Annotated in this window: 2 protein-coding genes; both read left to right on the forward strand. The window is 74.8% G+C overall.

The annotated features are described in order from the left end of the window. The first annotated feature begins 65 nt into the window (after window positions 1-65). Window positions 66-6,542, forward strand: coding sequence for a non-ribosomal peptide synthetase (locus EV374_RS30275; RefSeq protein ID WP_132240609.1), 6,477 nt, complete (start codon window positions 66-68; stop codon window positions 6,540-6,542). Beyond that, window positions 6,539-13,660 (forward strand): non-ribosomal peptide synthetase, encoded by a 7,122-nt coding sequence (locus tag EV374_RS30280; RefSeq protein ID WP_132240578.1) that lies wholly within the window; start codon window positions 6,539-6,541, stop codon window positions 13,658-13,660. Before EV374_RS30275 ends, EV374_RS30280 begins: the two co-directional genes overlap by 4 nt. Window positions 13,661-13,703: the final 43 nt, after the last annotated feature.

Genomic DNA, 13,703 nt, shown 5'->3' on the forward strand with positions numbered 1-13,703 from the left:
GACACGGAGGCGAAGGACCCATGGCAGACGGCGACAGCCGGTACGTCGGCACCGGCGGGGCGGTGCTGTCCGATCACGAGGGCGGCCACGCCGTGTCGTCGGCGCAGGAGCAGCTCTGGTTCGTCGACCAGCTGCGCTCCGGTGCCAGCGAGTATCTCCTGCACCAGGCGGTACGGGTGCGCGGCCCGCTCGACGCCACGGCGCTGCGGGCCGCGCTGAGCGGGATCAGCGCCCGTCACGAGATCCTGCGGACCCGGTACGACACGGTGGACGGACGTGCCGTGCAGGTGATCGACCCGCCCGGCCCGGTCGACGTCGACCTCGTCGACCTGGGCGACTCGCCGGCCGGCGACCGGGACGGCCGCCTCGACGAGGTGCTGGAGGCCACCCTCGACGCCCCCTTCGACCTGCGCAAGGACGCACCGCTGCGGGCCCGGCTGATCCGCTGCGCGACCGACGACCACGTCCTGCTGCTGGTGGTGCACCACATCGCCTTCGACGGCTGGTCCTGGGGCGTGCTCGCCAGGGAACTGCACACCCTCTACGGGGCGTTCGTCGCCGGCCGGCCCGACCCGCTGCCGCCGCTGCCCGTGCAGTACGCGGACTTCGCCGCCTGGCAGCGCGAGAACTGGCTGTCGGGGCCGCACGTCGACGCCCAGGTCGGCTACTGGCGGGAGCGGCTGTCCGGGCTCGGCCCGCTCGACCTGCCGACCGACCGGCCCCGGCCCGCGCAATGGCGGGCCGCCGGCGACGGCCTCACCTTCACCGTGCCGGCGGACCTGGCGACCGCCCTGACCCGGCTCGGCGCGGACCGGGGCGCCACCCCCTTCATGGTCTTCCTCGCCGCCTTCCAGCTCCTGCTCGGCCGGTACGCCGGTCAGAGCGACGTGGCGGTCGGGGTGTCGGTGGCCGGGCGGCACGAGGTCGAGCTGGAGGACCTGATCGGCCTCTTCGTCAACACCGTCGTGCTCCGCGCCGACCTGGCCGCCCCGGCGTGCTTCCTCGACCTGCTCGACCAGGTCCGCGGCACCACCCTGGACGCCTACGACAACCAGCAGGTGCCGTTCGACCGGATCGTCGCCGAGCTGTCCCCGGAGCGGGACCTGTCCCGCAACCCGCTGTTCCAGGTGGGCTTCGGGCTGCACAACGCCGACCGGGCCGCCTTCGCCCTGCCCGGCCTGACCGTCACCGAGCAGCCCACCTCGTGGACCTCGGCCGCGTTCGACCTCTCCCTGCAACTGGTGGGACGGCCGGACGGCTCGTACCACGGGGAGGTGGTCTTCCCCACCGCGCTGTTCGACGGCCCCCGGGCGCACCGCATGGTGGCCAACTACCTGCACCTGCTGGCCGCCGTCGTCGCCGCCGGCCAGGCCCCCCTGGACGAGCTGGACCTGCTGGCCCCCCGGGAGCGCCGCGAGGTGCTCGGCGAGTGGGGCCGGGGCGCCGACCGGCCCGCGGGCCCGGGGCTGCCGGAACTCTTCCTCGCCCAGGCGGCGGCGACACCCGACGCGACCGCGCTGGTCGCCGACGACGGCACCGAGATCGGCTACGCCGAGCTGGCCGGCCGCGCCCGGCAGCTCGCCGCGCACCTGCGCACCGTCGGCGTTGGCGTGGGCGCCCCGGTCGGGGTCGCGGTGCACCGCGGACCGGACCTGGTGACCGCGCTGCTCGGGGTGCTGCTCGCCGGCGGCGTCTACGTGCCCCTCGCCCCCGACCAGCCGGTCGACCGGCTGGAGTTCATGGCGGCCGACGCCGGGGTGTCGGCGCTGGTCACCGAGTCGGCCCTGCGGGGCCTGCTGTCGGCCCACGACGCCCCGGTGGTGCTCGTCGACGCCGCTTACGACGCCGAGGGCGGCACCGCGACGGTGTCGCTGCCGGCCACCGACCCCGACGCCGCCGCCTACGTCATGTACACCTCCGGATCGACCGGCCGGCCCAAGGGCGTCGTGGTCACCCACGCCGGCATCCGCAACCGGGTGCTGTGGTCGGTCGAGCAGTACCGGCTCACCGCCGCCGACCGGGTGCTCCAGAAGACCGCCCTCGGCTTCGACGCCTCCATGTGGGAGTTCCTGGCGCCGCTGGTCAGCGGCGGCGCGGTCGTCCTGGCCGCCCCGGACGCCCACCGCGACCCGGGCGCGATGCTGCGGGCGATGCGGGCCCACGACGTGACGGTGCTGCAACTGGTGCCGTCCGTGCTGCGGGTGCTGCTGCACGAGACCGACCTGTCGGGCTGTGCCGCGCTGCGGCTGGTCTGCTCCGCGGGGGAGCCGCTGCCGGCGGCGCTCTGCGAGCAGCTTCGGGCCCTGCTGCCCGTGGAGGTCTGGAACACCTACGGCCCCACCGAGTGCGCCATCGACGCCACCGCCTGGCGTTACCGGGGTGACGAGGGGACCGGGACCGTGCCGATCGGCCGGCCGCTGCCCGGCTGCGGCGTCCTGGTCCTCGACGCCGACGACCGGCCGGTGCCGGTCGGGGTGGCCGGCCAGCTCTGCCTCGGCGGGGTCGGCCTGGCGCGGGGCTACCTGGACCGGCCCGCCCTGACCGGGGAGAAGTTCACCCCCAACCCGTACGGCGGCCCGGGGGAGCGCCTGTACCGGACCGGGGACCTGGCCCGGTGGCGCGACGACGGCAGCCTGGAGTACCTGGGCCGCCTCGACCACCAGGTCAAGCTGCACGGGGTACGCATCGAGCCGGGCGAGGTCGAGGCGGCCCTGCGGCGGCACCCGAGCGTCGACGCGGCGGTGGTGACCCTGCACCGGCCGCCGTCGGGCGACGCCGAGCTTGTCGCGTACGTGGTCCCCGCCGCCGGTGCCCGAATCGATCAGGACGGGCTGCGCGACGCGCTCGCCGACCGGCTGCCCGCCGCGCTGGTCCCCTCCACCGTGATCAGCCTGGACGCCCTCCCGCTGACCGCGAACGGCAAGCTGGACCGGACGGCGCTGCCGGCGCCCGACGGCCCCCGCCCCGGCGCCGACCGGCGGTACCTGCCGCCGGTCACCGACACCGAGCGGACCGTCGCCGGGATCTGGGCCGAGCTGCTCGGCGTCGAGCGGGTCGGCCGGGACGACAACTTCTTCACCCTCGGCGGCCACTCCCTGCTCGCCATCCGGGGCGTGCTCCGGGTGCGCCGGGCACTCGACGTGGAGCTGACCGTCGGGCAGCTCTTCACCGCCCCCACCGTCGCCCAGCTCGCCGCCCTGGTCGACGAGGCCCGCCCCGGCGCCGGGTCCACCGACGAGCCGGCCGACGCGGCGATCCGGCCGGTGGCGCGGGACGGGAAGCTGCCGCTCTCCCTCGGCCAGCGCCGGCTGTGGTTCCTGGACCAGCTCGAACCGGGCAGCCTCGAATACCTCATCCCGATCTCGATGCGGCTGACCGGTCCGTTGGACGTGGCGGTGTTCCGGCGGGCGCTGGACGAGGTGGTCAACCGGCACGAGATCCTGCGTACCCGCTACCACTCGGTCGACGGCGAGCCGGTGCAGGTGGTCGACCCGCCGGGACCGGTCGCGTGGGAGCTGGTCGACCTCAGCGGCGCCCCGGACGTCGTCGACGGTGCCGAGGTGCTGCTGCGGGTCGCGGCCGGCCGGCCCTTCAACCTGGCCACCGAACGCCCGATCCGGGCCCAGGTGATCCGGGTCGCCGCCGACGAGCACCTGGTCGCGCTGGCCATGCACCACATCGCGTTCGACGTCTGGTCGATGGACATCCTCCTGCGCGAACTCGACACCCTCTACCGCAGATACGCGCGGGGCGGCGCGGCCACCGCACTGCCCGACCTGCCCGTGCAGTACGCGGACTTCGCGGCCTGGGAGACGGCCCGCCAGGACAGCCCCGAACTGGACGCGCAGCTCGCCTACTGGTCCCGGCAACTGGCCGGGTCCACCCCGCTGGAGCTGCCCACCGACCGGCCCCGCCCGGCGCTGCGCGACCCCGCCGGCGACAACGTCGTCGTCGACGTGCCGACCGACGTCGGGCGGGCGCTGGCCGAGCTGGGCAACCGGGAGGGCGCCACCCTGTTCATGGTCCTGCTGGCGGCCTTCCAGGTCATGCTCGGCCGGTACGCCCGGCAGCACGACGTGGCCGTCGGCACCCCGGTCGCCGGCCGGACCCGGCAGGAGACCGAGGATCTGCTCGGCTTCTTCGTCAACAACCTGGTGATGCGCGCCGAGCTGGTCGACGACCAGCCCTTCCCGGTCCTGCTCGACCAGGTGCGCCGCACCGTGACGGACGCGTTCCGCAACCAGGACGTCGCCTTCGAGCGGCTGGTCGACGCGCTGCGACCGGACCGGGACCTGTCCCGCAATCCGCTGTTCCAGGTGATGTTCGAACTGCAACACCTGGAGCGGATGACCGCCACCCTCGGCCCGACCACCATCGCGCACGTCGACAGCTCCTTCCCGGTGGCCAAGTTCGATCTCACCCTCTCCGTGGAGCAGCATCCGGACGGCCGGCTGCGCTGCTGGTTCGAGTACGCCACCGCGCTCTGGGACCGTCCCGGCATCGAGCGGATGGCCGGGCACTACCTGCACCTGCTCGCCCAGGTGGCGACCGCGCCGGGAACCGCCCTGCGTGACCTGACCCTGCCCACCGCCGCGGAGCGCGCGTACCTCCTCGGGCCGTTGGCCGGCGAGCCGGTCGCGCCCGCCGGGCCGTTGCGCGCCGCCGATCCCGCCGGGTCGTTGCGCGCCGCCGAGGCCGCCGGCGCCGGCGTGGTGGAGCGGTTCGGTCGGCGGGTCCGGCAGCACCCGGACGTCGTGGCGGTGGAGTTCGACGGCCGGCGGCTGACCTTCGCCGAGCTGGACACCCGGGCCAACCGGCTCGCCCACCACCTGCGCGGGCTCGGGGTGCGCCCGGAGGTCCCGGTCGCGGTCTGCCTGGAACGCGGCCTGGAGGTGGTGGTCACGCTGCTCGCGGTGCTCAAGGCGGGCGGGGTGTACCTCCCGGTCGACCCGGACCACCCCACCGAGCGGCTGCGGTTCATGCTCGCCGACGCGGGGGCCGCGGTGGTGGTCACCGAGCAGGGCTTCGCCGACCGGGTCGCCGCCGACGGGGTGACCGTGGTCGCCGTGGACGCCGACCGGGCGGTGATCGCCCGTCGGGACGGCACCGCGCCGGACCCGTCGACCGGAGCGGACGACCTCGCCTACGTCATCTACACCTCGGGCTCCACGGGGCGGCCCAAGGGCGCGATGATTCCGCACGGCGCGTACGCCCACCACTGCGAGGTCATCGCCCGCGCGTACGACATCGCACCCGGCGACCGGGTGGTGCTGCTCTCCGCGCTCACCTTCGACGTGGCGATGGACGGCATGATGGCCACCCTGCTGGCCGGGGCGACCCTGGTGGTCAGCGACCCGGTCTTCTGGAGCCCGTCCGAACTGCCGGACCGGCTCGCCCGGCACCGGATCACCCACATGGAGATCACCCCCGCCTACTACCGGGAGGTGATGGACGCCCTGCCGGCCGGCGACGACCGGCTGCGGCACCTGAAGCTGATGAACGTCGGCAGCGACGTGGTCACCGTCGCCGACGCCCGGCGCTGGGCGGGCACCGGGCTGCCCGGCCGGTTCCTGGTCAACTACGGCCCGACCGAGGCCACCGTCACCTGCCTGCTGCACCCGGTCACGGGCGACCCGCCCGGCGAGCGGAACGAGGCCCTGCCGATCGGCCGCCCGGTCCCCGGCACCCGGACCTACGTGGTCGACGAACACCTGGACCCCGTCCCGGTCGGGGTGCCCGGCGAGCTGCTGCTCGGCGGGGAACGGCTGGCCCGGGGCTACCTGGGCCGGCCCGCACTGACCGCCGACCGGTTCGTGCCCGACCCGTTCGGTGACGGCCCCGGCGGACGGCTCTACCGCAGCGGCGACCTGGTCCGGTACCGGCCGGACGGGACGATCGAGTTCCTCGGCCGGATCGACCAGCAGGTCAAGATCCGGGGCTTCCGGATGGAACTCGGCGAGATCGAGTCGGCCCTGGCCGAGCACCCGGCGGTCCGCGCGGTCGCGGTGGTGGCCCGCGAGACCCAGCCGGGGGAAAAGTGCCTCGTCGCCTACCTGGTCTGCCGGCACGGCACCCCGCCGGCGGTCGGCGAACTCCGGGCCCACCTGCGCGACCGGCTGCCGGACTACATGGTGCCGGCCCAGTGGATGGTGCTGGACGCGCTGCCGTTGACCACCAGCAAGAAGGTCGACCGCCGGGCACTGCCCGCCCCGACACCCGTGCGCGCCGACCCCGGCCGGGCGTACGCGGCACCCCGTACCCCGTTGGAGGAGGCCGTGGCCGACATCTGGGCCACCGTGCTGGAGGTCGACCGGGTCGGCGTCCACGACGACTTCTTCGACCTCGGCGGTCACTCGCTGCTCGCCACCCGGGTGCTCGCGCACCTGCGGCAGGGCTTCGACCTCGACCTGCCGCTGCGCCTGCTGTTCGAGCGGACCACCGTGGCCGACCTCGCCGACGCGGTGCAGACGGCCATCGAAAACGAGATCTCACGGCTTTCCGACGCCGAGGTGGCGGAACTGCTGAAGGAGGGCAACCTGTGACCGCCAGCCACACCCCGAGCGCGTCCCCGCGACAGGAACTGCTCCAGCGGCGCCTGCGTGGTGCCGGTCGGGCCCGCCGCGCCGACACCATCGCCCCGGCGCCCCGCACCGGCCCGCTGCCGCTCTCCTTCGGGCAGCACCGGCTCTGGGTGCTCGACCAGTTGCAGCCCGGCGGCACCGGCTACCTGATGTCCGTCGGCCTGCGGCTGCGCGGCACGCCGCACGTCGACGCGCTGCGCCGGGCGTTGACCGAACTGGTCGCCCGGCACGAGATCCTGCGGACCCGGTACGTCGTCGTTGACGGCGAGCCGGCACAGGTCGTCGACCCGCCCGCCCCGGTCGAGGTGACGGCGACCGACCTCGGCCACACCGACCGGGAGACGGCCCGGCAGCGCCTCACCGCGCTGCTCGGTGCGCCGGAGCCGGTCGACCTGGCCGCCGGCCCGGCGCTGCGGGCCCGGCTGGTCCGCCTCGCCAGGGACGAGCACGCCCTGGCGCTCACCATGCACCACATCTCCTCCGACGGCTGGTCCGAGGGGATCATCCTGCGCGAACTGGCCGCCCTGTACGACGCGTTCGTCGCCGGCCGGCCCTCCCCGCTGGCCCCGCTGCCCATCCAGTACGCGGACTTCGCGCTCTGGCAGCGGACCCGCTCCGCCGAGGAGCGGCTGGACCGGCAGCTCGACCACTGGCGGGACCGGCTGGCCGGGCTGACGCCGCTGGAACTGTCGACCGACCGGCCCCGGCCACCGGTGTGGAACCCGGACGGCGGGCTGGTCACGTTCACGGTGCCGGCCGCCCTCGCCGGCCGGCTGCGTGACCTGGGCCGGGCGTCGAACGCCACCCCGTTCATGGTGCTGCTGGCCGCGTTCCAGGTGCTGCTGGCCCGCCACACCGGGCAGACCGACGTCGCGGTGGGCACCCCGGCCGCCGGTCGGGACCGCCTGGAGACGCACGGCCTGGTCGGGCTCTTCCTCAACACGCTGGTGCTGCGGACGGACCTGTCCGGCGAGCCGACCTTCGTCGAGGTGCTGGCCCGGGTCCGGGAGGCGGTGCTGGACGCGCAGTCGCACCAGGACGTGCCGTTCGAGCGGATCGTGGACGCGCTGTCCCCGGAGCGGGACCTGTCGCGCAACCCGCTGTTCCAGACCATGTTCCTCTTTCAGGAGAGCGGTTCGGCCGGCTTCGAGGCGGGCGGCCTGGTGGGGGAGGAGCTGTCCGTTGGCCCGATTACGGCGAAGTTCGACCTGACGCTCGGGCTGACCGAGGAGGCGGACGGCTCCCTCTCCGGCGGGGTGGACTTCCCGACGGCGTTGTTCGACGACGCGACCGTGCGGCGGCTGGCCGGGCACTACCAGCGGTTGCTGAGCGCCGTCGCCGCCGACCCGGACGCCCCGGTCACCCGGCTGCCCCTGCTCACCGACCCCGAGACCGCCCAGCTCGCGGCCTGGAACGACACCGCCGTCGAGTATCCCCGGCAGACCCTGACCGGTCTGCTGGACGCGCAGGCGGCCCGTACGCCCGACGCGGTCGCGCTGCGCTTCGACGGCGCGGAGCTGACGTACCGCCGGCTGCACGCCGAGGCCGCCGCCCTCGCGCGGCGCCTGCGCCACGCCGGGGTGGGACCGGAGTACCTCGTGGCCGTCTGCCTGCCCCGCGGCCTGGACCTGATGCGGGCGCTGGTGGCGGTCCTGAAGGCCGGCGCCGCCTACCTGCCGCTGGACCCGGACCTGCCGGCGCGGCGGCGCGCCTTCATGGTGCGCGACTCCGGTGCCCAGCTCGTGATCGACGAGGACTTCCTGGCCGCCGAGGACGACACGTCCGCCGACGGCGACCCGCAACCGTCGGCGGAGATCACACCCGGGCACGCCGCCTACCTCATCTACACCTCCGGGTCGACCGGCCGGCCCAAGGGCGCCCTGATCGAGCACGGCGCGATCGTCAACCGCCTGCGGTGGATGCAGGACGCCTACCGCCTCGACGCCTCGGACCGGGTGCTGCAGAAGACGCCGGTCGGGTTCGACGTGTCGGTGTGGGAGCTCTTCTGGCCGTTGATCACCGGCGCGACGCTGGTCCTCGCCCGCCCCGGCGGGCACCGCGACCCGGCGTACCTGGCCGACGTGATCCGTACGGAGGAAGTCACCACCGTCCACTTCGTACCGTCGATGTTGCGGGCCTTCCTGGCCGAGCCCGTCGGCGCGCTGCCGTCCCTGCGGCGGCTGATCTGCAGCGGCGAGGCGCTGCCGCCCGACCTGGCCGAGCGGGCGCACGAGCGGATCGGCTGCGAGCTGCACAACCTGTACGGCCCCACGGAGACCGCGGTCGACGTCACCGCGACCCGGTGCGAGCCCGGCGAGCCGGTCACCATCGGCCGCCCGATCGCCAACACCACCGCCCACATCGTCGACGCCGCCGGTCAGCCCGTCCCGGTCGGCGTGCCCGGCGAGCTGCTGATCGGTGGCGTGCAGCTCGCCCGGGGCTACCTCGGCCGGGCCGCGCTGACCGCCGAACGGTTCGTCCCCGACCCGTTCGGCGCCGCGCCGGGGCGGCGCCTGTACCGCACCGGTGACCTGGCCCGCTACCGTCCCGACGGCAGCATCGAGTACCTCGGCCGGATCGACCACCAGGTGAAGATCCGCGGCCAGCGCGTCGAGTTCGGCGAGGTCGAGGCCCTGCTGTACGAGGCTCCCGGCGTCACCGCGGCGGCGGTGGCCGTCCACGACGAGCAGCTCGTCGGCTACCTCGTCGGGCCGGAGACCGTCGAGCGGGTGCGCGCGTACCTGGTCGACCGCCTGCCGGACGCGATGGTCCCGGCGCGCTGGACGATCCTGCCCGCCCTGCCGCTGACCGCCAGCGGCAAGGTGGACCGCCGCGCCCTGCCGGCACCCGACCCGGTGCCGGTGGCGGGAGGCGGCGGCCACGTCGCCCCCCGCGACGGGACCGAGGAGCGGATCGCCGACGCGTTCGCCGTGGCGCTCGGCCTCGACACGGTCGGCGTGACGGAGAGCTTCTTCCTGCTCGGCGGCGATTCGATGCGGGCGATCCGGATGGTGGGGCTGCTGCGCGCGGCCGGCCTCACCGTGTCGGTCCAGGACCTGTTCACGCACCAGAGCGTGGCCGAGCTGGCGGGCGTGGCCGCGCGGACCGGGCCGGGCGAGGAGACCGAGCCGACCGTCGGCCGGTTCGCGCTGGTGGGCGACGCCGACCGCAGCCGGCTGCCGGACGGGCTCGTCGACGCCTATCCGATCACGCAGAACCAGGCGGGCATGCTCTTCGAGATGCTCTCCGGCGGCGACCGGCCGGTCTACCGCAACGTCTCCTGCTACGCGATCACCGACCGGCAGCCCTTCTCCCTGGACGCGCTGCGGGAGGCCGGCCGGCTGCTCACGGACCGGCACGAGATCCTGCGTACGTCGTTCGACCTGTCCCACTACTCCGAGCTGATGCAGCTCGTCCACGCGTCGATCGACCTGCCCATCGGCTACGACGACCTGCGCGGGCTGCGGCCCGACGAGCAGGAGGAGGCCGTACGCGCACACCTGCGGGCCGAGCGCGTCCGGCCGTTCGACATCACCACGGCGCCACTGCTGCGCTACCACGTGCACCAGCTCGGCGACTCCGAATGGCGGCTGACCCACTCGGAGAGCCATGCGATCCTCGACGGCTGGAGCCACACCTCCACGGTGGCGATGCTGATCTCGCTGTACCGGACGCTGCGCCGGGGCGAGCGGCCCGCCCTGCCGCCACCGCCGGCGGTGCGCTTCGCCGACCTCGTCGCCCGCGAGCGCGCGTCCCTCGCCTCGGCGACGGACCGTGGCTTCTGGGCGGCGACCGTGGCCGGGTCGGACCGGCTCGAACTCCCGCCGGAGTGGGGCACCGGGTCGGACGCGCCGGCGAACGTCGTCGAGGTGCCGTGGGCCGACCTGCGTCCCGCACTGCGCCGGCTCTCCGCCGCCGCCGGCACCTCCCTGAAGAGCGTGCTGCACGCCGCGCACCTCAAGGTGCTGAGCATCGTCACCGGCCGGCAGCGCTTCTTCACCGGCCTGCTCTGCAACGGCCGGCCCGAGCGGCTGCGCGGCGACGAGGTCTTCGGCATGTACCTCAACACCGTGCCGTTCGCCGCCGACACCTCCGCCCGCACCTGGCGCGCCCTGGTCCAGGCCGTCTTCGCCGGCGAGGCACGCCTCTGGCCGCACCGCCGCTACCCGCTGCCGGCCATGCAACGCCAGTGGGGAAACGGCTCGCCACTGCTGCGGGTCGGCTTCTCGTACCTGGACTTCCACGTGCTCGACGGCCCCGCCGAGTCGGTCGAGATGGTCGACGACTTCAGCCCGAGCAGCGTCGGGCTGGACGTGTGGACCTTCCCGGGGGTCCTGCGGCTGGGCGCCCGGCCCGCCGACATCGACCGGCCGTACCTCGAACTGCTGGCCCGGACCTACCGGCACGTGCTGGAGGCGATGGCCGCCGACCCCGACGGCGACACGGACGTCGGGCTGAGCGCCGCCGACCGGGCCTGGGCGGTCGAGGCGTACCAGCCCGTCGAGCCGTTCCCGGCGACCCCGTTCGTCCACGACCTCGTCGCCGGTCGCGCGGCCGCCGCGCCCGCCGCCGTGGCGGTACGGCACGGCGACGCCACGCTCACCTACGGACAGCTCGACGACCGGTCCGACCGGCTCGCCGCGCGCCTGGGAGAGCTGGGCGTCCGGCCCGACACGGTCGTCGGCATCCACCTGCCCCGCGGGATCGACCTCGTCGTCGCGATGCTGGCCGTCCTCAAGGCCGGCGGGGCGTACCTGCCGCTCGATCCGGCCTATCCCGCCGAGCGGGTCGGCGACATGGTCCGCGACGCGGCGCCCGTGGTCGTGCTGACCGACGGCGACCTGGCCCCGCGCCTGCCGTGCACGACCGCGACGGTGCTGGTCGCCGACCTCGCGAACGGCCGGCCCCGGGCGGCCTACCCGCCGGCGGTACGGCTCAGCGGGGACAACCTCGCCTACGTCATCTACACGTCGGGCTCCACCGGACGACCCAAGGGCGTCGCGGTCACCCACCGCGCCGTGCTCAACTTCTGCCACGCCCAACGGCGGGTCCTGCAAGCGCGGCCCGGCGACGAGGTGCTCCAGTTCGCCTCGCCCAGCTTCGACGCGTCGGTCTGGGAGATCCTGCTGGCCCTCGCCAACGGCGCGGCGCTGGTGCTGCCCCCGCCGGACGCCGACCCCGGCGACCTGCGTCGCCACGCGGCCGAGCTCACCCACATGACCCTGCCGCCGCCGCTGCTGGACCGCCTCGACCCGGCCGACTTCCCGCGCCTGCGGGTGCTGGTCACCGGTGGCGAGGCGTGCACGGCCGAGCAGGCGGCGCGCTGGGCCGACCGGGTCCGCGTCCTGCACGCGTACGGGCCCACCGAGACCACCGTGGTCGCCACCATCGCCGAGCTGCGGGCCACCGACACGGCGCCGCCGCCAATCGGGCTCCCGCTGGACAACGTGCGCGCCTACGTCGTCGACGACGAACTGCGCCTGCTGCCCCCCGGCGTACGCGGGGAACTGGTCCTCGGCGGGGCGGGCGTGGTGCGCGGGTACCTGAACCGGCCGGCGCTGACCGCCGAGCGGTTCGTGCCGGACCCGTACGCGTCGCGACCGGGCGAGCGCGTGTACCGCACCGGTGACGTGGTCTCCCGGGACCCCGACGGCACCCTGCACTTCCACGGGCGCCGGGACCACCAGGTCAAGGTCCGCGGGTTCCGGATCGAGCTCGGCGAGATCGAGCACGCCCTCGCCGCCCACCCGGCGGTCGCCGCCGCCGTGGTCGCCGTGCACCGGGCCGGCACCCCGGACGCCTCGCTCGTCGCCTACACCCGCCCCGCGGCCGGGACCGCGGCGTCCCCGGCCGAGCTACGCGACCACCTGCGGGAGCGGTTGCCGCAGCACCTCGTCCCGCACCACTACCTGGCCGTGGACGACTTCCCGTACACCCGCAACGGCAAGGTCGACCGGGCCGCCCTCCCGGCGCCGGACGGCTCGCGGCCGGTGACGGACGTCGAGTACGTCGCGCCGCGCTCAGACGTCGAGAGGCACATCGCCACGGCCTGGAGCGAGGCGCTCGGCATCGAGCGGATCGGTGTGCACGACGACTTCTTCGCCCTCGGCGGTCACTCGCTGGCGATGATGCGACTGACCGCGACACTGCGCAGCCGGCACGGCTACGAGCTGACGTTCGGCTCGTTCGTCGAACACCGCACCGTCGCCGGGTTGGCCGCGACACTTCAGGACCCGGCGGCGACGGCCGGCGCGATGATGTGGCTGCGGCGCGGCGGCGACGGCCGGCCCCCGCTGTTCTGCGTGCACCCCGGTGGCGGCAGCGCCCACTGGTACCTGCGCCTGGCCCCGCACCTGCCCCCGGAGCAGCCGGTGGCGGCGTTCGAATGGCCGGGCCCGCACCCGGGGGACACGCCCACCACGGCGCAGATCGCCGAACGCTACGGCGACGAACTCCGCCGGGCTCAGCCGCACGGGCCGTACCGGCTGTTCAGCTGGTGCGGCGGCAGTGGCATCGCCAGCGAGATGGCCCACCGGCTGGTCGAGGACGGGCAGGAGGTGACGCTGATCCTGCTCGACCCGGGCCTGGACATCCACACCCGCGCCGACGCCTGGAACGAGCTCGCCCTGATCCGCCGCCTCGAACTGCTGCTGCACGAGGTGGGCGCCGGTGGCGACGGGGCCGACACGCCACAACGCCGCCGGGAGATCCTCGACCTGCTCGAACACCTCGTCGACGACATCGACGAGGAGACCGGCATCGCGCTGCCCGAGCGCGGCGTGGGGGACTCGTGGCCGCGCCAGGTACGGATCTGGCGCGAGGTCATGGAGGTGGACGTCGAGTACCGGCACCGGCCCTGGCCGGGTCGGCTGGAACTGATCGTCAGCGACGAACTCGCCGACGGCCAGCACGAGGTCACCTCCGGCCAGAGCTACCCGGACTACCTGGCGCGCTGGGAGGAGCTCTGCACGGGCGGCGTGCGGGTGCACCGGGTGCCGGGCGACCACTTCAGCGTCATCAAGCCGCCGCACGTCACCACGCTCGCCCGCGTCATCGCCGACGTGCTGGGTGAGGGCTGACCGTCTGTCACGGATGCCGGCCGCGCCCGCCGTGCGCGGCCGG

The organism is Micromonospora sp. CNZ303, from assembly GCF_004345505.1.